Source organism: Pseudomonas sp. TE3552 (genome assembly GCF_056278945.1).
This window is the reverse complement of record NZ_JBWBQJ010000001.1, coordinates 6197714-6218130: the sequence shown is the minus strand read 5'-3', so window position 1 is coordinate 6218130 and position 20417 is coordinate 6197714. Positions and strand designations below refer to the sequence as shown.

At 58.8% G+C, this 20417-nt stretch carries 22 protein-coding genes; 5 read left to right on the top strand and 17 right to left on the bottom strand.

What is annotated here, in order from left to right; genetic code table 11:
* Positions 1-8 precede the first annotated feature (8 nt).
* From ACZ9BB_RS28225 to ACZ9BB_RS28200, 6 genes are read right to left on the bottom strand one after another with little or no spacing between them, the layout of a single operon-like run.
* Positions 9-410, bottom strand: a complete 402-nt coding sequence (locus tag ACZ9BB_RS28225; protein ID WP_476218060.1) for a type IV pilin protein — start codon at positions 408-410, stop codon at positions 9-11.
* Between the two features lie 13 nt (positions 411-423).
* The gene (locus ACZ9BB_RS28220; RefSeq protein ID WP_476218058.1) at positions 424-3546 is read right to left on the bottom strand and encodes a pilus assembly protein; all 3123 of its coding nucleotides are present in this window, start codon (positions 3544-3546) and stop codon (positions 424-426) included.
* Positions 3533-4012: a pilus assembly PilX family protein gene (locus ACZ9BB_RS28215; protein ID WP_476218056.1), complete on the bottom strand. Its 480-nt coding sequence runs from the start codon at positions 4010-4012 to the stop codon at positions 3533-3535. Before ACZ9BB_RS28215 ends, ACZ9BB_RS28220 begins: the two co-directional genes overlap by 14 nt.
* Positions 4013-4023: 11 nt before the next feature.
* The gene (locus tag ACZ9BB_RS28210; RefSeq protein WP_476218055.1) at positions 4024-4737 is read right to left on the bottom strand and encodes a PilW family protein; all 714 of its coding nucleotides are present in this window, start codon (positions 4735-4737) and stop codon (positions 4024-4026) included.
* Positions 4734-5183 (bottom strand): type IV pilus modification protein PilV, encoded by a 450-nt coding sequence (gene pilV / locus ACZ9BB_RS28205; protein WP_476218053.1) that lies wholly within the window; start codon positions 5181-5183, stop codon positions 4734-4736. Before pilV ends, ACZ9BB_RS28210 begins: the two co-directional genes overlap by 4 nt.
* Positions 5180-5653 carry a GspH/FimT family pseudopilin gene (locus ACZ9BB_RS28200; RefSeq protein WP_476218051.1) on the bottom strand — a complete coding sequence of 158 codons (474 nt, stop codon included), beginning with the start codon at positions 5651-5653 and terminating at the stop codon, positions 5180-5182. The genes pilV and ACZ9BB_RS28200 overlap by 4 nt, the downstream gene beginning before the upstream one ends.
* Positions 5654-5784: 131 nt before the next feature.
* On the opposite strand from ACZ9BB_RS28200, the gene ACZ9BB_RS28195 reads away from it, so the two are divergent.
* Complete coding sequence (locus tag ACZ9BB_RS28195) at positions 5785-6333, top strand: GspH/FimT family pseudopilin (protein WP_476218049.1); 549 nt, start codon at positions 5785-5787, stop codon at positions 6331-6333.
* Here the strand turns inward: ACZ9BB_RS28195 and ispH are convergent.
* The 6 genes from ispH to murJ all read right to left on the bottom strand — a co-directional run bounded on the left by ispH (position 6310) and on the right by murJ (position 13718).
* On the bottom strand, positions 6310-7257 hold the full coding sequence (ispH, locus tag ACZ9BB_RS28190) for a 4-hydroxy-3-methylbut-2-enyl diphosphate reductase (RefSeq protein WP_105343783.1): 948 nt from the start codon (positions 7255-7257) through the stop codon (positions 6310-6312). The two genes, ACZ9BB_RS28195 and ispH, sit on opposite strands and share 24 nt — an antisense overlap.
* A 61-nt stretch (positions 7258-7318) precedes the next feature.
* Entirely contained in the window at positions 7319-7771 is a 453-nt protein-coding gene (gene fkpB, locus ACZ9BB_RS28185) for an FKBP-type peptidyl-prolyl cis-trans isomerase (protein ID WP_476218047.1), read from the bottom strand.
* On the bottom strand, positions 7764-8276 hold the full coding sequence (gene lspA, locus ACZ9BB_RS28180) for a signal peptidase II (RefSeq protein WP_447794491.1): 513 nt from the start codon (positions 8274-8276) through the stop codon (positions 7764-7766). The genes fkpB and lspA overlap by 8 nt, the downstream gene beginning before the upstream one ends.
* Positions 8269-11100: an isoleucine--tRNA ligase gene (gene ileS, locus ACZ9BB_RS28175; RefSeq protein ID WP_476218045.1), complete on the bottom strand. Its 2832-nt coding sequence runs from the start codon at positions 11098-11100 to the stop codon at positions 8269-8271. Before ileS ends, lspA begins: the two co-directional genes overlap by 8 nt.
* Complete coding sequence (ribF, locus tag ACZ9BB_RS28170; RefSeq protein ID WP_476218043.1) at positions 11101-12051, bottom strand: bifunctional riboflavin kinase/FAD synthetase; 951 nt, start codon at positions 12049-12051, stop codon at positions 11101-11103.
* Between the two features lie 128 nt (positions 12052-12179).
* A complete protein-coding gene (gene murJ, locus ACZ9BB_RS28165; RefSeq protein WP_476218041.1) occupies positions 12180-13718 on the bottom strand; it encodes a murein biosynthesis integral membrane protein MurJ in 1539 nt (512 codons plus the stop codon).
* 388 nt (positions 13719-14106) lie between these two features.
* Between murJ and rpsT the strand changes: the two genes are divergently transcribed.
* A complete protein-coding gene (gene rpsT / locus ACZ9BB_RS28160) occupies positions 14107-14385 on the top strand; it encodes a 30S ribosomal protein S20 (RefSeq protein WP_007901883.1) in 279 nt (92 codons plus the stop codon).
* A gap of 117 nt (positions 14386-14502) precedes the next feature.
* Here rpsT and ACZ9BB_RS28155 read toward each other — a convergent pair whose 3' ends face one another.
* The 5 genes from ACZ9BB_RS28155 to rplU form a co-directional block, all read right to left on the bottom strand.
* Complete coding sequence (locus ACZ9BB_RS28155; protein ID WP_007938427.1) at positions 14503-14967, bottom strand: CreA family protein; 465 nt, start codon at positions 14965-14967, stop codon at positions 14503-14505.
* Positions 14968-14979: 12 nt separating this feature from the next.
* Complete coding sequence (gene proB, locus ACZ9BB_RS28150; protein WP_019581269.1) at positions 14980-16098, bottom strand: glutamate 5-kinase; 1119 nt, start codon at positions 16096-16098, stop codon at positions 14980-14982.
* Positions 16099-16221: 123 nt separating this feature from the next.
* Positions 16222-17445 (bottom strand): Obg family GTPase CgtA, encoded by a 1224-nt coding sequence (gene cgtA, locus ACZ9BB_RS28145; protein WP_253418535.1) that lies wholly within the window; start codon positions 17443-17445, stop codon positions 16222-16224.
* Between the two features lie 195 nt (positions 17446-17640).
* Positions 17641-17898 (bottom strand): 50S ribosomal protein L27, encoded by a 258-nt coding sequence (gene rpmA, locus ACZ9BB_RS28140; RefSeq protein ID WP_003228360.1) that lies wholly within the window; start codon positions 17896-17898, stop codon positions 17641-17643.
* A gap of 33 nt (positions 17899-17931) precedes the next feature.
* Positions 17932-18246 carry a 50S ribosomal protein L21 gene (rplU, locus tag ACZ9BB_RS28135; RefSeq protein ID WP_007901869.1) on the bottom strand — a complete coding sequence of 105 codons (315 nt, stop codon included), beginning with the start codon at positions 18244-18246 and terminating at the stop codon, positions 17932-17934.
* Between the two features lie 240 nt (positions 18247-18486).
* Here rplU and ACZ9BB_RS28130 point away from each other — a divergent pair, with 240 nt between their 5' ends.
* The 3 genes from ACZ9BB_RS28130 to ACZ9BB_RS28120 all read left to right on the top strand — a co-directional run bounded on the left by ACZ9BB_RS28130 (position 18487) and on the right by ACZ9BB_RS28120 (position 20408).
* Positions 18487-19455, top strand: coding sequence for a polyprenyl synthetase family protein (locus ACZ9BB_RS28130; RefSeq protein WP_476218029.1), 969 nt, complete (start codon positions 18487-18489; stop codon positions 19453-19455).
* Positions 19456-19600: 145 nt separating this feature from the next.
* Complete coding sequence (locus ACZ9BB_RS28125) at positions 19601-19942, top strand: zinc ribbon domain-containing protein YjdM (RefSeq protein ID WP_476218027.1); 342 nt, start codon at positions 19601-19603, stop codon at positions 19940-19942.
* 208 nt (positions 19943-20150) lie between these two features.
* Positions 20151-20408, top strand: coding sequence for a PA4570 family protein (locus ACZ9BB_RS28120; RefSeq protein WP_476218025.1), 258 nt, complete (start codon positions 20151-20153; stop codon positions 20406-20408).
* Positions 20409-20417: the final 9 nt, after the last annotated feature.

Below are 20417 nucleotides of genomic sequence, written 5' to 3'. Positions count from 1 at the left end.
AAAGAAACTCAGCGACCCCAGCAATCCCTGGTGGTCAGGCCGGATGTTGCATTGACCATGCTTCTGACACCGGTGTTGGTGAGCGTGAAATCACCGCACTTGTCGCTCGCCATGGTCGAACCGGTCTTGCGTGTTGCCGTCAGCAGGAAGGTCTGATCGGTCAGGGTCGGGGTAATGGTGTAGAAATCATTACCGGCACTCAGGCCGGTGGCGTTGGTGTAGACATTATTTTTCGAATAGAAACGCTCAAGGATCTGCGCCTGCTCGGAAAGCAGACTGGCCACTTCAGTACGGCGGCCTTTTTTCACGTACTCGGTGAGGCTCGGGTAGCCGATGGTGATGACGATCCCGATGATCGCAATCACGATCATGATTTCGATCAGGGTAAAACCTCGATTGGATCTGCGCATGCCTCACTCTCACTTACTGTATTTGTCGCCACATGATGCGACGGCCGCTGCCGCCACCGGATTTTTCCACCAGAGTGGTCACGCCACCGCCGGAGTCGTTCACAATCTTGCGGGATGCGTCATTGACGACCGCATTCAGGGTCGGGATCCCACCGGTGAAGATCACCCCGCTGGAAATCGTGTCAGTGCTGTCGACCACCCCGTCAGCATTGGTGTCGAGTACCGCATAGTTGAGCATCTTACCGCTGAACGCATCGAGTTCGACCAGTTTGCCAGAGCCGAAGCCGGCACAGGGGTCAACGGTATCCATACTGGCCGTGGTAAAAACGATTCGCCCTGCCACCAGACTGGCCTGATTGATCACCCGCTCCCCGGTCAGTACGTTGTTGTAGACCAGCGGCAAGTACCAGCCTTTCTTTGCCGGATAGGTCACCTCATTCTGGCTGGTGGTAATGAATTGCCCGCTGCTGCCAGAGAACACGCCAGTCACCGCCTGCGCCTGCAAGCTGGAAACGGTGATTTGCCCCGCGCCCCCCTCCGCATCCCATACCGCGTAGAACGCCTGTAGATCCTTGTTGGTCTTGTCGGCGCTCTCATTGAGCTTGCCAGTGCCGAAAAACACTTCCTTGCCGCCCGACGCGTGATCTGCCAGCAACGGTTGCGCGGTAATCGGCTGGGCTGCGCCACCCGCCGTGGTGAACAACGGCTTGCCGGAAAACGCGACACCCCAGGTGTCGGCAGTGGTGCCACTCAAGTCGAACTTCCACAACCGCCCTTTCAGGTCACCCCCATAGGCGGCCTGCACCACATTCTGCGAATTGACCCTGAGCTTCACCGATGACAGGCCGTTGGTAGTTTCCGTACTGTCGACCACGATTTTCTTGATCAGCGAGCCGTCGCGGATATCCACCACATAAAGTGCTGCCACCCCGGAGTTGCTGCCATAGCCGTTGGAGATGAACGCGGCCCATCGACCATCGGCCAAGCGTGCCACTTCGGGGCGCGCATAGGCATAACCCAGATCATTGAAAACGTTCGCCGTATTGGCTGTGGCCGGCGCGCTGATTTCCCACAACGCGTTAGTCACGTTGCCGGCCGATGCGTCGAACAGTTGCAGCGCATAGAAGGTTTTGCCTCCCGCCCCTGTTCCACCAATCGCCAGGGTTTTCCAGGCGCTGTTGATCTGGGCATCGAACACACCGACCTGGCCATCGACCAGAAACTTGTGGCTCACCCCGTTGATGTAGGTGGAATCAGCGATGTAGCGCAATGATGGCAGCACACTGGAGGGCATGTAGGCGTAGCGCCTGGCACCGTTGACCGAGTTGATGACGTTCACAAAACCGTCGTTGGCGTTCACCACCAGGCTGGCATTCATGTTGGCGGCTTTGGTGGCCAGGTAGGTGCTGTAGGTGGTGTCGTTCACCAGATCGGAAGCGGTTTTGTCCGTGGGCGCGGCCAGCACAAGAGGCGAATTGATGATGTCGCCGAGCAATACGCTGCGCGCTTTCAACCCGGTTTTGTTGGTGCCCTTACTCCATTCCACCAGATCGCTGCCGGTGATACCGGTGGGCAAGCTCTGGCTGAGGGTGGTCTGCTGGGTTGGGGAAAAATTGCCGTAGGCCAGGGTGACGGCGGCGTTGGTCTGCGTGTTCCAGGACTGATAGGTCGGCGCGGTGGCGCCGGGCACGATGGTGGTGTCGGTCGTCCACAGCACCGCGGCCGTGTTAACCGCGCCCGCCGACGTGAAGCCAAAGGACTTGATGGTGCCGCGCCAGTCCTTGGGGTCGTAGCTGGTCTGGAAGTAGGCTGAGTTGCTGGTCAGGGTCGTGCCGCTGGTAACGCCGCTGCCACCTGATCCGGCCTTGGAGGTGATGTCGCTCAAAGCCGAAGAAAGTGCACTGTTCAGTCCCGTGCCATCAGTCGCCTGATAGTACCTTCCCTGTCCGTAGGTCGCAGCGTCCGCCAACATCTGGTTTGCCACGGTGAAACCCACGGTATAGGTATTCATGTTTTGCTTGGGAAAATCCACGGCGTCCCAGCTTTTGCCCGTGGCATCGGTTCCCGTGGAGCGCATGTCGATGTCGAAGGCGAACTTGGCGATGTCATCCAGGAACAGGGTATCGCCCTCGTTGTCGCCAAAACGGTTGGCACCATCGTTACTGCTGATACCGTCCCAGTTCGGTAATGCGCTGTTACCGAGTGGATCGTCGGTCGCAAAGGTATGGTCGTAGGTTGGCAGACCACCGGTGATCACCACCCCGTAATTTCTCTGGCAGCGATACTGAATCGGACTGGTATAGGTGGTGGGTGTCGAGTTGTTGTACGGCGTCATGCCACGAAAATAGCGGGTGATCTCATAATAGGCTTCAGCCAAGGGGCTATTGGCCTGCGCGCTCAGTTCGTCGATTCCGGCGATCAATTCGTTGTAGTTGGCATCGGCCTGAGCCTGGGTCACGGTGCCGCTGACGGCCGACAAATCACTGATCGAGCGGACGATGTAACCACCGTCATCCTTATGGTTGCCGACCGCCAGGTTGAACGTCGCCAGACCGATGCGCAGCGAGCGGTTGCTGGCCACCAACGTCTTGGAAACGTTGCGCGCCACGTTCATCCGGTAATCATTGGGGATGGAGCCATCGGTGAAATCCCGGTCGGAGTTGTTGGCCAGGCTTATCAGATAGGACAGGTAATTCGCCGTATAAAGCGTGTCTTCGCTCCCCACCGGATCGGGAAGCTTGAGGCAAAGCGAATCCAGACCGAGAAGGCTGTTTTTATAAAAACCGTACCATCCATCCTTCGAACATGTCCCGTGAGTCAAACTCGACAGGGCAATATTGTTATCGGTCATATCAAGTTCGCGGCCTTTGTTGCACGAGCCATTGGAGAGGCAAATGGTCACCTGAGTGCGCGTGATCGTCGGGTCGAAGCCTGCCGCCCAGATAATGCTGTTCATACTCTCCGAGTCATCAAGTAACAGCATCACATTGGGTGCCACGGCGGCGGCATTCAATAGCGGCGAATCCGAGGGCGTGAAGGCGTAGGTCGGCGCTGCCAGGTAAAAGCTCAACGCCGCGCCGCAGAACAACTGCAACAACCAATGGCGCCAGCCTGCGCGGGTCTCAGTACTTCGCATAGATACTCTCCACCACACTGCGCGAGTTGCCGGTGATGCCCACGGCGGTCACCCGGTACAGCGTTGCCGACGTGTTGCTCGGCACGTTTACGGCCGTCAGGGTGGTGCCGATGTTCTGCACCCCGTAAAAACCGGTGCCGGAGGCGATCCAGGCCACTCCCGAGGTGGAATTGAAACCGGCGGCGGTGATTACCGATGCCTCGGCCGGCGGCGCGCATTGGCTGGTACCGCTGCAGACCGGCAATGAGTAGGTATTGAGTTGTACCGCGCTTTCGCCGACGCGCAACGCCGCTTCCGCGCTCTGGAACGACTGATTGCGCAGGGTCACGCTGCCGGCCATTTTCTCTTGCAACGTAGCGCTCTGCATCGAGGAAAGGCCAATCAACGTCAGTACCAGCAGAAACACCAGGCTGACCAACAGTGCCATGCCGCGCTGGGCATGAGATGTCATGGGAAAACGACTCATCGGCCTTCCTCTCATGGCAACCGGTTGCGCAAGGCGGCAACCACGTTGAAGGTTTGATTGCGTACCCGATTGTTCGGGTCCGTGAGGGTCAGCGTCAGTCGCACACTGCGGATTCGTGCCGGATCGGACGGGTTGCTGCTGTAGCTGGAGGCGGCCGTATCCGTGGCCGAACTGGCGAGGCCGAAGCTCACGCTGAAGGCACTGACATTGTTTATCAACACCGCCTGAGTCGGCGTGCCGGTACCGACGCCCATCAGCAGTTGGTTATTGCTGAAACTGTAGACCAGCCGCCGGATCGGAAACGCCAATTGCCCCGAAGCCGGCGTGCGTGCACCCGTGTAGGCTGTTGCGGTGTTGCGGCAGTCGGAAACCACCGTCCAGGTCGGCACCCCGCCACTGCCGCCGACATCTGCGGTAACCAGGGTCAACTTGAGATTGGCATTGTCCCAATTGATCGGCGTGATCTGGGCGGCATTGAAGTCCCCCGCCGAGCTGGCATCGGTAATCGTACCCAGGCAACCGAACATACCGACCATGCGGATTTCCTGAATCATCTTGCTCAGGACAAACCGTGCATCTTCCTGCATGCCGGCAGCGGTGTTCTGGCTGGCGTAGGTATTTTTGGCCGCGATGAAAATCTGCGCCACGCCCAGGACCACAATCAGGCTCAACGCCAGGGCGATCAGCAACTCGATCAAGCCGAAACCTCTGCTGGTTCTGGTCATGGTGTCGACGCCGGATCAACGGTGGCGCGGCTGGTGAGGACAAAACTGCGGCGCGAGTCGGCGGTATTGGCGGCCCGCGAGTCGTCCCAGGTAATGGTGATGGTGTACACCCGCTGATTGCGGACGATGCTGCCGGTAGCCGTGGCGCCGCCGAAGTTGACGATGTTGCTGGTGAAGTCGTAGAGATCCTGATCCCGGGCCACGCTCAGGTTGCCCGAAGCAGGTGGCGTGACGGTGTAATCGGCGCCGGAGTTGGCACGAATGCGATCCATCATGTCGTAGGCGATAAAACTCGCCTGACTGGTCATCCGCGAACTGTCGGTGTACTTCAGCGCATTGAGCTGAATCGCTGCCGCCCCCAACAACCCCACGGCCAGAACCAACAACGCGACCAGTACCTCGATCAGCGTCATGCCCTCCTGTGCACGCTTGCTCCAACCCCTCATCCGCAACTTCCACCCAATAGAATTCGTCCGTTCAAACACACATTCAGCGTCCTGCTCTGCGCCCCCAGTACATAACTGATCACAACCGCCGTGGACGGCGCCGCCAAACCACCCAGATTATTGAAATCAATTGCGGTCACTCCTGAGGTTAGCGTCAGAGTGGCGCCACTGCTCATCGCTGGAACAACCCGCAATACATTGGCCGGATTGCCAGTACCGTCATAAACGCTCAGCTCGCCGGTCCAGACACTGCCGCCGGCTGTCGGACGAACCCGGGTGGTGAGCCCCCGGTCAATCGCCTCAAGCCGCGCGTAATTGAGCGCGCGTTGCAAGTCGCCGATCTCGGTGTCGGCCTTGTTGTTTTGTACCGATCGGGTAAACGCTGGAACGGCCAGGGTGATCAGGATCAGAAATACCGCGAGCGTGATCAGCAATTCGATCAGCGTGAAACCTTTTGTACGATGATCCATCGGTGCGCTCCGTTGCCGTCGGCTATACCTGCTTCTACACGCTAGAACATTCGACCGGGGGGCGTACGGTTGTTTTGCCATTACTCGCGCAAGGATCGCGCGGGCCACCACACTCCAGGGAGGGAGATGACATGCATCAGCAAGGTTTCAGCCTGATCGAACTGCTCATGGGACTGACGATTGTCGGGATTGTTCTGCTGTTGGTCAGTCCGGCGTTCGCCGCACTGACAGAATCGAACCATCGGGAGCAAGCGGCGCAGTCGATTGTCAGTGGTATGCGTAATGCCAGAACCGCTGCCATCACACGCAATCAGAGTGTGGTGATACACGGAATCAACGGCGACTGGGGCCAGGGTTGGCGGATCATTCTGGATGTCAGCGGTAAAGGCCCGGAGGACAGCAGCAATCCGTTGCTGGTCGAGCAACAGAGCGACGCTCGAGTGTCAATTGTCGGCAATCGACCGGTCAAGAATTTCGTACAGTTCAGCAGCCTGGGCGAACCGCAGTTGCCCAGCGGTGCCTTTCAAGCGGGGACGGTACATATTTGCGCCAGCCGCAAACCGGTCAGCCTGCACCAGGTGGTGCTGTCCCGGACCGGACGCGTCAGCCTGCGCAGCGATAAGACTGAACAGGCGCTGTGCGCGGGAGGAGAAGATTCAGAGCAGGGAGCGGACGCGTAGCTCTTTAGGCATCGAGAACGTGATGTTCTCTTCACGCCCGGCCAACTCATCGGCCCCGGTGGCACCCCAAGCCTGCAACTGCTGGATCACGCCACGCACCAATACTTCCGGAGCGGAGGCACCAGCAGTGATGCCAATACGCTCGACACCGTCGAACCAGCTCTTTTGCAGGTCTTCGGCGCCATCGATCAGATAGGCCGGGGTGGCCATGCGTTCAGCCAGTTCACGCAAGCGATTGGAGTTGGAGCTGTTCGGGCTGCCGACCACCAGCACCACGTCGCATTCGTCTGCCAGCTGCTTGACGGCATCCTGACGGTTTTGCGTGGCGTAGCAGATGTCATCCTTGCGTGGACCGCCGATCGCCGGGAAACGTGTACGCAGGGCGTCGATCACGCGACTGGTATCGTCCATCGAGAGGGTGGTCTGGGTGACGAACGCCAGTCTTTCAGGGTTGTTCACTTGCAACGCGGCAACGTCTTTCTCGTCTTCGACCAGATAGATCGCACCACCATTGCTGCCATCGTACTGGCCCATGGTGCCTTCGACTTCCGGGTGGCCGGCATGGCCGATGAGAATGCACTCACGGCCGTCGCGACTGTAGCGCGCGACTTCGATGTGCACCTTGGTCACCAGCGGGCAGGTAGCGTCGAACACCTTCAGGCCACGGCCAGTGGCTTCGGTGCGCACGGCCTGGGAAACACCATGGGCGCTGAAGATCACGATCACATCGTCCGGTACCTGATCCAGTTCCTCAACGAAGATCGCCCCGCGAGCCCGAAGGTCTTCGACGACGAATTTGTTGTGGACCACTTCGTGGCGCACGTAGATCGGCGGCCCGAAGACTTCCAGGGCGCGGTTGACGATTTCGATCGCCCGGTCCACACCGGCGCAGAAGCCACGGGGGTTGGCGAGTTTGATTTGCATGCTGTGCCTCGTGTCTTGCGCGCAAGAAGTTAGAACATTGCAGGAGCAGAGCTTGACCGTATTACAGCGCTTTGACGTTGATGATCTCGACGTCAAAGGTCAAGGTTTTACCGGCGAGCGGGTGGTTGAAGTCGATGGTCACTTGCGCGTCATCGAACTCCTTCACCACGCCTGGCAGCTCGGTATTGGCCGCATCGTTGAAGATCACCAGCAATCCCGGCGACAGTTCCATGTCCTGGAACTGTGGGCGCGGGATGATCTGTACGTTTTGCGGGTTAGGCTGACCAAAGGCGTTTTCCGGCTCGATGGCCAGCGTGCGCTTGTCGCCGGCCTTGAAGCCGAACAGTGCTGCTTCGAAACCTGGCAACAGGTTGCCATCACCGACCTTGAAGGTCGCCGGGGCTTTGTCGAAGGTGCTGTCGACGGTGTCGCCGTTCTCCAGGCGCAATGCAAAGTGCAAGGTGACTTCCGTGTTCTGGCCGATGCGTTGCTCAACCAATACCTGTTCAGTCATGAACGGCTTCTCCAGTCTTTTTACTTTTGAACATATCCAGTGCAAGCATCACGGCACCGACAGTAATTGCGCTGTCGGCAAAGTTGAACGCCGGGAAATACCAGCGGTTCTGCCAATGCACCAGAATGAAATCGATCACATGGCCCAGGGCAATGCGGTCGTACAGGTTACCCAGCGCGCCACCCAGCACCAGCGCCAAGGCAACTGCAAGCCAGGTTTCGTTGCGTCCCAGGCGCTTGAGCCAGATCACCAGCACCGCACTGACCACCACCGCGATCAGGGCAAACAACCAGCGCTGCCAGCCGGAGCTGTCGGCCAGGAAACTGAAGGCCGCGCCAGTGTTGTAGGCCAGGGTCCAGCTGAAGTAATCGGGGATCACCACGATTTGCTGGTACATGCTCAGTGAGCCTTCGAAGTAGAACTTGCTGGCCTGGTCGATGACCAGGACCAGCAAACTCAACCAGAGCCAGCTCAGCCGTCCGAAACGGCCAACGGCATTAGGCATAGTGACGAACCTCGCCCGCGCCGCTGATGTTGTCGACACAACGACCGCAGATTTCCGGATGCTCCGGGTTCACGCCAACGTCTTCACGGCAGTGCCAGCAACGGGCGCACTTGGCGAAGCTCGACTTGACCACTTTGAGTTTCAGGCCGCTGACTTCGGTGACCACCGCATCGGCCGGAGCCTGCGTGAACGGTGCAACGGTGGCGGTCGAGGTGATCAGCACGAAACGCAGTTCGTTGCTCAGTTTGGCCAGGTCGGCGCTCAGCGCGTCTTCGGTGAACAGCGTCACTTCGGCTTGCAGGTTGCCACCGACGGCCTTCGCCGCGCGCTGGATTTCCATTTCCTTGTTGACCGCCACCTTCACCGCCATGATCCGCTCCCAGTAGGCACGGTCCAGTTCGAAGCCTTCCGGCAATTCGGTCAGGCCTTCGTACCAGGTGTTGAGCATCACCGACTCGTTGCGCTCGCCCGGCAGGTACTGCCACAGCTCGTCGGCGGTAAACGCCAGGATCGGCGCGATCCAGCGCACCAGCGCTTCCGAAATGTGGAACAGCGCGGTCTGGCACGAACGACGGGCCTTGCTGTCGGCGCCAGTGGTGTACTGACGGTCTTTGATGATGTCCAGGTAGAAGCCGCCCAGCTCCTGCACGCAGAAGTTGTGGATCTTGGAGTAGACGTTCCAGAAGCGATATTCGCCGTAGTGCTCTTGCAGCTCGCGTTGCAGCAACAGGGTGCGGTCCACGGCCCAACGGTCCAGGGCGAGCATTTCTTCGGCCGGCAGGATGTCGGTGGCCGGGTTGAAACCGGTCAGGTTGGAAAGCAGGAAGCGCGCGGTGTTACGGATGCGCCGGTAGGCGTCCGCACTGCGTTGCAGGATCTGCTCGGAAACCGCCATTTCACCCGAATAGTCGGTAGACGCGACCCACAGACGCATGATGTCCGCGCCCAGGGTGTCGTTGACTTTCTGCGGCGCAATCACGTTGCCCAGAGACTTGGACATTTTGCGACCGGATTCGTCGACGGTGAAACCGTGGGTCAGCAGCTCGCGGTACGGCGCGTGGTCATCGATGGCACAACCGGTCAGCAACGACGAGTGGAACCAGCCACGGTGTTGGTCCGAGCCTTCCAGGTACAGGTCGGCGCGTGGCCCCGTTTCGTGGCCCATCGGATGCGAACCGCGCAGGACGTGCCAGTGCGTGGTGCCCGAGTCGAACCAGACGTCCAGGGTGTCGCTGATCTTGTCGTACAGCGGTGCTTCTTCACCGAGCAACTCGGCAGCGTCCATCTTGAACCAGGCTTCGATGCCCTCGACTTCGACGCGCTGGGCGACGATTTCCATCAGCTCGACAGTGCGCGGGTGCAGCTCGCCGCTTTCCTTGTTGAGGAAGAACGGGATTGGCACGCCCCAGTTGCGCTGACGGGAGATGCACCAGTCCGGACGGTTGGCGATCATCGAGTGCAGGCGCGCCTGGCCCCAGGCCGGGACGAATTTGGTGTCTTCGATGGCTTTGATTGCGCGTTTGCGCAGGGTGTCGCCCGCTGTCGGCTCTTTGTCCATGCCGATGAACCACTGCGCGGTGGCGCGGTAGATCAGCGGCGTCTTGTGGCGCCAGCAGTGCATGTAGCTGTGTTCGATAGTGGTGGTGTGCAGCAGCGCGCCGACTTCGGTCAGCTTGTCGACGATGGCCGGGTTGGCCTTCCAGATGAACTGGCCGCCGAAGAACTCCAGCGATGGCACATACACGCCATTACTTTGTACCGGGTTCAGGATGTCGTCGTTGACCATGCCGTAGGCTTTGCAGGTCACGAAGTCGTCTACACCGTAGGCTGGCGCGGAGTGAACCACGCCGGTGCCCGCGCCCAGTTCAACGTAGTCGGCCAGGTAAACCGGCGACAGGCGATCGTAGAACGGGTGACGGAAGTTGATCAGTTCCAGCGCTTTACCGGTGGCAGTGGCGATCACCGAACCTTCCGCGCTGTAGCGGGCCAGGCAGGCCTCGACCAGCTCTTCAGCCAGCACCAGCAGTTTGTCGCCGACGTCGACCAGGGCGTAGTTGAACTCCGGGTGAACGTTCAGCGCCTGGTTGGCCGGGATGGTCCACGGGGTGGTAGTCCAGATCACGATCGAAGCAGGTTTGCCCAGCGATGGCAGACCGAACGCAGCCGCCAGTTTGGCTTCGTCGGCGATCGGGAATGCCACGTCGATGGTCGCGGACTTTTTGTTCTCGTACTCGACTTCCGCTTCAGCCAGGGCCGAACCGCAGTCGAAGCACCAGTTCACAGGCTTCAAGCCCTTGAACACGAAGCCACCCTTGACGATTTCCGCCAGGGCGCGGATTTCACCGGCCTCGTTTTTGAAGTCCATGGTCTTGTACGGGTTGGCGAAGTCGCCCAACACGCCCAGACGGATGAATTCGGACTTCTGGCCTTCGATCTGCTCGGTGGCGTAGGCACGGCACAGTTCGCGGGTCTTGTCCGCGCCCAGGTTCTTGCCGTGGGTCACTTCGACTTTGTGCTCGATCGGCAGGCCATGGCAGTCCCAGCCCGGAACATAAGGCGCGTCGAAACCCGACAGGGTTTTCGAGCGGATGATCATGTCCTTGAGAATCTTGTTCAGCGCATGACCGATGTGAATCGTGCCGTTGGCGTACGGAGGACCGTCGTGCAGTACGAACTTCGGACGATCCTTGCCAATCTCGCGCAACTTACCGTACAGGCCAATGCTGTCCCAGCGCTGCAGAATCTGCGGTTCGCGCTGAGGCAGGCCGGCCTTCATTGGGAAGGCGGTGTCCGGAAGGTTTAGCGTGGCTTTATAGTCGGTCATTTAAGGCTCTTCATTAGCGATTGGCGCTAGGTGCGACAGGGCACGGGCGGCGGCAACATCCGCATTGATCGCCGTCTTAAGCGCCTCCAGAGAGGCGAAACGCTGCTCTTCACGCAGCTTGTGGTGGAAAACCACCGTCAAACGCCGGTCATACAGATCGCCGGCAAAATCTAAAAGATGCACTTCGAGGTGGGCTTTGCCATCCCCTTCGACCGTTGGCCGAACGCCGATATTGGCGACGCCTGGCCAGGTCTTGCCGTCGATGTCGACGTTGACCAGGTAAACCCCGCTCAGCGGTACACGGCGACGCTTGAGCTGCACGTTGGCTGTGGCCGTACCCAGCTGGCGCGCCAGCTTCTGGCCATGCAGGACCCGCCCGGCAATCCGGTACGGATGGCCGAGCAGCTGTTCGGCCAAGGCAAAATCGGCAGCGGCCAAGGCATTACGCACCTGAGTGCTGCTGACACGAATGCCGTCCAGCTCGACGGTCTGCGCCGCTTCGACGGTAAAGCCCTGAAGGACGCCGGCCTGTTGCAAGTAGTCGAAATCCCCGAGCCGGTCGCAGCCAAATCGGAAATCGTCACCGACTTCCAGATGCTGCACGCCGAGGCCGTCCACCAGAATAGTATCGACGAATTCGCTGGCGCTGAGTTTGCTCAGACGCTGATTGAAAGCCAGGCACAGCACCCGGTCGACACCTTCCTCGGCCAGCAGCTGCAGTTTGTCCCGCAGGCGGGCCAGACGGGCCGGAGCGGTGTCCGGGGCGAAGAATTCTCGCGGTTGCGGCTCGAAAATCACCACGCAGCTGGGCACGCCCAACTCGAGCGCACGCTCACGCAGCCGGGCCAGGATGGCCTGGTGGCCACGGTGAACACCGTCAAAGTTGCCAATAGTGGCGACACAGCCCCGATGCTGGGGGCGCAGGTTGTGGAGGCCTCGAACCAGCTGCATAACGCGCTTCTTGCTCATAAAGTGGTCGATTATAACCACACCCGGCGGCCGACGACAGGCAACACCGTAACCAAAGTGATCGAACCGACAAAACCGCCGGCCCGCCCGTGTTTATCGAGGCAAAAACCTCAGCTCAGCGCTTTGCGATTGAAGTCGCGCAAACGGAAGCCCATCAACAGCAACATGCCGAAATACGCCACCACGCCGGCGATCACCAACGCCCCCAGCCGCAACAAACGCTCAAGCATATGCCCCTGTTCCCAAGCTGGCATAAAGTGCATTGCGCCCAGCAATACCGCGGACATTACCGCCACCGCCACCAACAGTTTGAGCCCGAACTTCGCCCAGCCCGGTTGCGGCTGATACATCTGCTGCTTGCGCAATTGATAGAACAGCAGCCCGGCGTTGATGCAGGCGCCAGCGCTGATGGCCAGGGCCAGGCCGGCGTGAGCCAGCGGACCGATCAGCACCAGGTTGAACAGCTGGGTAACGGTCAGGGTAAAAATCGCGATTTTTACCGGGGTACGGATATTTTGTTGCGCATAAAAACCCGGCGCCAGCACCTTGATCACAATAATCCCCAGCAAGCCGACGGAATAAGCGATTAACGCACGCTGGGTCATGGCCGCATCGAAAGCGCTGAACTGGCCGTACTGGAACAGCGAAACCGTCAGTGGCTCAGCCAGAATCCCCAGCGCCAGGGCGCATGGCAATACCAGCATGAAGCACAGGCGCAGCCCCCAATCGAGAATCCTTGAGTATTCGTGGCGATCCTGGCTGGCGTAAGTCTTGGCCAGGGTCGGCAGCAGGATTGTGCCCAGTGCCACGCCCAGCACGCCGGATGGCAATTCCATCAGACGATCGGCGTAATACATCCAGGACACGGAACCGGCCACCAGAAACGAAGCAAAAATAGTGTTGATGATCAGCGAAATCTGGCTCACCGAAACGCCGATGATCGCCGGCAACATTTGCTTCATGACCCGCCAGACCCCGCTATCACGCAGGTTCAGGCGCGGCAGCACCAGCATGCCGATCTTTTTCAGGTGTGGCAGCTGAAACAGCAATTGCGCCAGACCGCCCACCAGAACGGCCCAGCCCAGCGCCATTACCGGCGGATCGAAATACGGCGTCAGGAACACCGCAAAGATGATCATGCTGACATTGAGCAAGGTCGGCACGAAGGCCGGCACCGAGAAGCGGTTCCAGGTGTTGAGGATTGCCCCGGCCAATGAAGACAGGGAGATCAGCAATATATAAGGGAACGTGACCCTTAGCAGATCGGTGGTCAGCTGGAATTTTTCCGGAGAATCGACGAAACCCGGTGCCGTGGCCCAGATAACCCAAGGCGCGGCCAGCATGCCCAACGCGGTGACCAGCGCCAGTACCAGCGTCAACAGGCCCGAAACATAGGCAATGAAGGTTCGCGTCGCCTCCTCGCCCTTTTGGCTTTTGTATTCGGCCAGAATCGGCACAAAGGCTTGGGAAAACGCCCCTTCGGCGAAGATCCGCCGTAGCAGATTGGGCAGTTTGAAGGCGATAAAGAAGGCGTCCGTCGCCATTCCTGCACCAAATGCACGGGCGATTAGGGTGTCACGAACAAACCCCAACACCCGGGAAAGCATCGTGATAGAGCTGACAGCGGCCAACGATTTGAGCAGATTCATTGAAAGAGTTTTTGCCTGTCGATAAACAGCAGGCGAACAACACGCCCACTTATGCGATACTCCGCGCCGCAACAGCACAGAGCCAAAGCTCGCGAGTTTACAGGTCGCACGCCGGAAAGAAATATCCAGCTCACCGCCCCCTTGAAAACGTAGCGAGCGAAGGCAAGACAAGGCGAAAGCAGGCGAGAAAGCGGAGTTGACTTTAGTCAATGAGCATTTCGAGTCTGCTTTCAACGCTGTATTGCCGAGCGCAGTAGTTTTCATGGGGACCGGAACCGGCCACTTAGCGGAACGTTTCTCCCGCCCTTGACAAGACATCAACTCATCGGCATGATTCGCGGCCTATTTTGTTTGCTATTTCCTAAAAAGTCTTTCGAGGAGCTCGACGGTGGCCAACACACCTTCCGCCAAAAAACGTGCAAAACAGGCTGAGAAGCGTCGCAGCCACAACGCCAGCCTGCGTTCCATGGTTCGTACCTACATCAAGAATGTAGTTAAAGCCATCGACGCAAAAGACGCTGCTAAAGCTCAAGCTGCTTACGTTCTGGCCGTGCCAGTTATCGACCGTATGGCCGATAAAGGCATCATCCACAAGAACAAAGCTGCTCGCCATAAGAGCCGCCTGAATGGCCACGTCAAGGCCCTGAACGTTGCCGCTGCTGCCTAAGCGACGCGCTCGTTAAAAAACCGACCTCAGGGTCGGTTTTTTATTGCCTGCGATTTGGCAAACATCACACAAAAAAAATGCGGGAGCGAGCAGGCTCGCCCCCGCATCTGCACCAGATTACTGAGCGTGGGTCCACGGCAGAATCGGAATCGCCGTCACCGCATTCTGCGGGCTACCCTCGATTAAACGATCGCTGTAGACCAGATACACTAGGGTATTGCGCTTCTTGTCGAGGAATCGCACCACTTGCATGGTCTTGAACACCAAGGACGTGCGCTCCTTGAACACCTCCTCGCCATCCTTGAGCTCACCCTTGAAGTTGATCGGCCCGACCTGACGACACGCAATAGACGCTTCAGCACGATCCTCAGCCAGCCCCAGACCACCCTTCACACCACCGGTCTTGGCACGCGACAAGTAACAGGTCACGCCCTCCACTTTCGGGTCATCGAATGCCTCGACCACGATGCGGTCGTTCGGGCCGACAAACTTGAACACCGTCGACACCTGGCCAATTTCCTCGGCAGAGGCCAGCAGCGGCATCGCCAACAACAAGCCCAATAATCCTTTTGCCACACGCATTCAGGTATTCCTTCAGACCAGAATCAGGTTATCGCGGTGAACCAGCTCTGGCTCCGCCATGTATCCCAAGAGACCGACAATCGCTTCAGACGACTGACCGATGATTTTTTGTGCTTCCAGAGCGCTGTAATTAGCCAGGCCGCGGGCGATTTCACGACCGTCCGGCGCCACGCAGACCACCATTTCGCCACGACGGAAACTGCCCTGGACCAGTTTGACGCCCACCGGCAACAAACTTTTGTTGCCCTGGGACAACGCCGTCACCGCCCCCGCATCCAGCACCAGCGTGCCGCGGGTTTGCAGATGCCCGGCCAACCACTGCTTGCGCGCCGCTAGCATGCCGCGTTCTGGCGACAACAAGGTGCCGATGCGCTCGCCCGCCTTGAGGCGGTCCAGCACCCGCTCAATGCGCCCGCCAACGATGATGGTGTGCGCCCCGGAACGCGCCGCCAGACGCGCAGCGCGCAATTTGGTCTGCATGCCACCACGCCCCAACGCACCGCCAGTGCCACCCGCCACCGCATCCAGCGCTGGATCATCAGCCCGCGCCTCGTAAATCAGCTTGGCGTCCGGATTATTGCGCGGATCGGCATCGAACATGCCGTCACGATCGGTGAGGATCACCAGCAAATCAGCTTCGACCAGGTTCGCTACCAGCGCCGCCAACGTGTCGTTGTCGCCAAAACGGATTTCGTCCGTAACCACGGTATCGTTCTCGTTGATCACCGGGATCACTTTGAGCTCGACCAGCGCACGCAGCGTACTGCGCGCGTTCAGGTAGCGCTTGCGGTCGGACAAGTCGTCGTGGGTCAGGAGAATCTGTGCGGTATGCCGGCCATGCTCGGCAAAGCTCGACTCCCAGGCCTGCACCAACCCCATCTGACCGATGGCGGCAGCCGCCTGCAATTCGTGCATTGCACTGGGTCGCGAGGTCCAGCCCAAACGGCTCATGCCTGCCGCCACCGCCCCGGAGGACACCAGCACCAGCTCAACGCCCGCCTCATGCAGGGCAACCATCTGCTCGACCCAGACACCCATTGCCGCGCGATCCAGGCCCTTGCCGTCCGCCGTCAGCAAAGCGCTGCCGATTTTCACGACCCAACGCTGCGCACCTGTCACCTTGCTCCGCATCATCTTCAACCTTAGCTTGAGGACAGCACGACCCAGCGCTGCCCGTAACGTTATTCGTGACTACCGATTTCCAGATACTAAAACGCCGCTCTTGTGAGCGGCGCTTAAGTTTATCGCAACGAATCAGTCACGCACGTAAATGATTTCCGGACCGTCTTCGTCATCCACATCTTCTTCGTCCCAATCGTCGTCACCGATGTCATGGACCGACTTCACGCCGCTGCGACGCAGGGCACGCTGATCGTCCAGCGCCTGCAACTGGGCGCGAGCTTCGTCTTCGATGCGCTGATCGAGTTCAGCCAACTCTTCCTTGTAGGCTGGGTCGTTAGCCAGGCGATCAGCACGATCTTCCAGGTAACGCATGATGTCATGACACAGACGCTCGGTGCCTTGCTTGGCGATTGCCGAGATCACGTAGACCGGACCGGTCCACTCCAGACGATCAACGATTTCCTTGACGCGAGCATCGTGCTCTTCTTCGAGGATCTGGTCGCACTTGTTCAGCACCAGCCAGCGATCACGCTCAGCCAGGGACGGGCTGAACTTGGTCAACTCACTGACAATCACTTCAGCGGCATCTGGAGCACTGGTGTCATCCAGCGGCGCCATGTCGACGAGATGCAGCAGCAGACGGGTACGCGACAAGTGCTTGAGGAAGCGAATCCCCAGGCCCGCGCCGTCGGATGCACCTTCGATCAGGCCCGGAATGTCCGCCACCACGAAGCTCTTCCAGCGATCGACACTGACCACACCCAGGTTCGGCACCAGCGTGGTGAACGGGTAGTCGGCGACTTTCGGCTTGGCGGCCGATACCGAACGAATGAAGGTACTTTTGCCGGCGTTCGGCAAACCGAGCAGACCGACGTCCGCCAATACTTTCATTTCCAGTTTCAGGTCGCGCTGCTCACCCGGTTTACCCGGGGTGGTCTGGCGCGGCGCACGGTTGGTACTGGATTTGAAACGAGTATTACCCAGCCCGTGCCAGCCACCCTGAACCACGAGCAGACGCTGACCAGCCTTGGTCAGGTCGCCGATGACTTCCTGGGTGGCAGAGTCGATTACCGTAGTACCGACCGGCACCCGCAGGACCAGATCTTCACCTTTTTTGCCGGTGCAGTCGGTGCTGCCACCGTTGGAGCCGCGCTCAGCATCGAAGTGCCGGGTGTAACGGTAGTCGACCAGGGTGTTCAGGTTTTCGTCGGCCATCATGTAGATGGAACCGCCATCACCACCGTCACCGCCGTTCGGGCCGCCGTTTTCAATGAATTTTTCCCGACGGAAACTCATGCAACCGTTGCCACCGTCACCAGCCTTTACTCGAATCGATACTTCATCAACAAACTTCATAACAAAACGCCTCTCGCCATACGGACGAGCCGAAAAACAACCAAGACATAAGACTCTTGCAAAAATGAGCGCAGCGACCTCAATCAACGACCGCCAATACAGCGCTGGAGCCCATCACAAACAGCTTTGCAAGAGACTCACCCCACAAACGAAAAAGCCCCGTCGCAAGACAGGGCTTTTCCAGCGATCGCGCAATTAAGCTGCGACGACGCTCACGTAACGACGACCGAAGGCGCCTTTTACTTCAAACTTGATCACGCCTTCGATTTTCGCGAAGAGGGTGTGATCTTTACCCATACCAACGCCGTAGCCAGCGTGGAATTGGGTGCCGCGCTGACGCACGATGATGTTACCGGCCTTGATGACCTGGCCGCCATACATCTTCACGCCAAGGCGTTTGGCTTCTGAGTCGCGACCGTTACGGGTACTACCACCAGCTTTTTTGTGTGCCATGAGTTCAATTCTCCTAGTGAGGAATTAGGCTGATTAAGCCTGAATACCGGTGATTTTGATCTCGGTGTACCACTGGCGGTGGCCCATACGCTTCATGTGGTGCTTACGGCGACGGAACTTGATGATGCGGACTTTATCGTGACGACCTTGGGAGATCACTTCAGCCACAACGGTAGCGCCAGGAACAACTGGAGCGCCGATATTCACGTCGTCGCCATTGGCAACCAACAGAACGCGATCAAAAGTTACGGATTCGCCGGTAGCGATTTCCAGTTTTTCGATCTTCAGGTATTCACCTGGAGCAACTTTGTACTGCTTGCCACCAGTAACGATTACTGCATAAGACATGGTATTTCTCCGATAATCCTGCTCACCCAGCTCTTTATAAGAAGAGGTATTGGCTGGCATGGCTGCATAAGGCTGGAAGGCCTGTTTGCAATTGCGTAAGGCAGGTGCTGCCCAGGAAGTTCAGGGTGCGCGATTGTACGCAAGGCACGGGCGCCTTGCAATAGGCCGTCCATCGCGCCTTGACAGGCCCGGACGTGGGTCCTAGCATGCCGCGCAACCCTTCTGGAGCGACTGTCGCTGATGCAACCCCAAGCTTTCTACCGCGCGGTGGCGGACGATTTTAGCGCCGTCGACGGCATCATCAAGAAGCAGCTGACTTCCCGAGTGCCACTGGTATCGAAAATCGGCGACTACATTACCTCGGCCGGTGGCAAACGCCTGCGTCCTTTACTGGTCCTGCTGTGTGGCAAGGCGCTGGGCCGCGAAGGCGATGATCTGCGCCTGCTGGCTGCGACCATCGAATTCCTGCACACCGCCACCCTGCTGCATGACGACGTGGTCGACATGTCCGGCATGCGCCGTGGCCGCTCGACCGCCAATGCCATGTGGGGCAATGCGCCGAGTGTGCTGGTAGGCGACTTCCTGTATTCGCGTTCTTTCGAAATGATGGTCGAACTGGGCTCCATGCCGGTGATGAAGATCCTTTCGCAAGCCACGCGCATTATCGCTGAAGGCGAAGTGTTGCAGCTGTCGAAGGTCCGCGACGCCAGCACCACTGAAGAAACCTACATGGAAGTCATTCGCGGCAAAACCGCGATGCTCTTCGAAGCCTCGACCCACAGTGCCGCGGCCCTCGCCGGTGCCTCGCAGGAACAGAGCGAAGCATTGCGGACCTTTGGCGATCACTTGGGTGTGGCCTTCCAATTGGTCGACGACCTGCTGGACTACCGTGGCGACGCCGAGACCCTGGGCAAGAACGTCGGTGACGATCTGGCCGAGGGCAAGCCGACCTTGCCGCTGATCTACACCATGCGCGAAGGCACTGCGGAGCAGGCTGCACTGGTTCGTCAGGCGATCCAGAAAGGCGGCATCGAAGACCTGGAAAGCATCCGCGAAGCCGTTGAAGCTTCCGGCTCGCTGGATTACACCGCGCAACTGGCCCGCGACTACGTGGCCCGTGCAATCAAGTGCCTCGACGCCCTGCCCGCCAGCGAATACCGCGATGCATTGGTGGAATTGAGCGAATTCGCGGTCGCCCGCACGCACTGATCCCCGCCTTGTAGGAGCGGCCTGTGGCGAGGGGGCTTACCCCTCGCCACAGGCCGCTCCTATAGATCTATAGCATCCCGCCCGCTCTCGCATAAAACCCTATATAATGTGCGCTTTTTAGCCATCCTGAATCCAAGGAGCTTTAGTGAGCACGTTGCCACCCTGCCCGAAATGCAATTCCGAATACACCTACGAAGACGGCGCACAACTGATCTGCCCGGAATGTGCCCACGAATGGTCCGCCAATGGCGAAGCCGAAGTGGCCACTGATGACACCGTGAAAAAGGATTCGGTCGGCAATGTCCTGCAGGACGGCGATACCATCACTGTGATCAAAGATCTCAAGGTCAAAGGCACGTCGCTGGTGGTCAAGGTCGGCACCAAGGTCAAGAACATCCGCCTGTGCGATGGCGACCATGACATCGACTGCAAGATCGACGGTATCGGCCCGATGAAGCTCAAATCCGAGTTCGTCAGAAAAGTCTGAGCCTGCTGTACTCCATCCCGCGCCTGGCGTGGGATGGTGCTTCGCCATTCCCCGCGTCCCCCCCAGTATTCCCGCGCAATAGCCAAACGCCAGTCGGTTTGACCTCCTGCAATCTCTCTGCAGAAAAAAACACAAACCGCCAATAGACCCTTGCTATTTGATGAATAAGAATTATTCTCATTGAATCCAATCAATGGAGATGAGCCCCATGACTTATTTGATCGATGCCTGGCTGGACCGCCCACACCCCTACCTCAGAATCCTGCATCGGGAAACCGGGGAAGTTTGTGCGGTGCTTGAAGAAGAAGCCTTGAGCGAGCTGCAGGATCAGGGTGATCTGGACGTCAACGGCCTGAGTTCCAGCGAGCCGGTGGTACTCAAGGAACTGGTGCGCAATTTGTTTCTGTTCTGCTATGCCCGGGCGTTGCGCCCGACGAGTGAGCTGCACAACAAGATCGAAATATGAGTAACACTG

Coding starts and splice junctions, on each gene's coding strand:
- ribF (WP_476218043.1), bottom strand. CDS start 12,051: ATGCAGCTGGTTCGAGGCCTCCACAACCTGCGCCCCCAGCATCGGGGC.
- ACZ9BB_RS28130 (WP_476218029.1), top strand. CDS start 18,487: ATGCAACCCCAAGCTTTCTACCGCGCGGTGGCGGACGATTTTAGCGCC.
- murJ (WP_476218041.1), bottom strand. CDS start 13,718: ATGAATCTGCTCAAATCGTTGGCCGCTGTCAGCTCTATCACGATGCTT.
- ACZ9BB_RS28225 (WP_476218060.1), bottom strand. CDS start 410: ATGCGCAGATCCAATCGAGGTTTTACCCTGATCGAAATCATGATCGTG.
- proB (WP_019581269.1), bottom strand. CDS start 16,098: ATGCGGAGCAAGGTGACAGGTGCGCAGCGTTGGGTCGTGAAAATCGGC.
- ACZ9BB_RS28210 (WP_476218055.1), bottom strand. CDS start 4,737: ATGACCAGAACCAGCAGAGGTTTCGGCTTGATCGAGTTGCTGATCGCC.
- rpmA (WP_003228360.1), bottom strand. CDS start 17,898: ATGGCACACAAAAAAGCTGGTGGTAGTACCCGTAACGGTCGCGACTCA.
- ACZ9BB_RS28155 (WP_007938427.1), bottom strand. CDS start 14,967: ATGCGTGTGGCAAAAGGATTATTGGGCTTGTTGTTGGCGATGCCGCTG.
- ACZ9BB_RS28200 (WP_476218051.1), bottom strand. CDS start 5,653: ATGGATCATCGTACAAAAGGTTTCACGCTGATCGAATTGCTGATCACG.
- ACZ9BB_RS28215 (WP_476218056.1), bottom strand. CDS start 4,012: ATGAGTCGTTTTCCCATGACATCTCATGCCCAGCGCGGCATGGCACTG.
- lspA (WP_447794491.1), bottom strand. CDS start 8,276: ATGCCTAATGCCGTTGGCCGTTTCGGACGGCTGAGCTGGCTCTGGTTG.
- pilV (WP_476218053.1), bottom strand. CDS start 5,183: ATGAGGGGTTGGAGCAAGCGTGCACAGGAGGGCATGACGCTGATCGAG.
- ACZ9BB_RS28220 (WP_476218058.1), bottom strand. CDS start 3,546: ATGCGAAGTACTGAGACCCGCGCAGGCTGGCGCCATTGGTTGTTGCAG.
- cgtA (WP_253418535.1), bottom strand. CDS start 17,445: ATGAAGTTTGTTGATGAAGTATCGATTCGAGTAAAGGCTGGTGACGGT.
- ACZ9BB_RS28120 (WP_476218025.1), top strand. CDS start 20,151: ATGACTTATTTGATCGATGCCTGGCTGGACCGCCCACACCCCTACCTC.
- ileS (WP_476218045.1), bottom strand. CDS start 11,100: ATGACCGACTATAAAGCCACGCTAAACCTTCCGGACACCGCCTTCCCA.
- ACZ9BB_RS28195 (WP_476218049.1), top strand. CDS start 5,785: ATGCATCAGCAAGGTTTCAGCCTGATCGAACTGCTCATGGGACTGACG.
- ispH (WP_105343783.1), bottom strand. CDS start 7,257: ATGCAAATCAAACTCGCCAACCCCCGTGGCTTCTGCGCCGGTGTGGAC.
- rplU (WP_007901869.1), bottom strand. CDS start 18,246: ATGTCTTATGCAGTAATCGTTACTGGTGGCAAGCAGTACAAAGTTGCT.
- fkpB (WP_476218047.1), bottom strand. CDS start 7,771: ATGACTGAACAGGTATTGGTTGAGCAACGCATCGGCCAGAACACGGAA.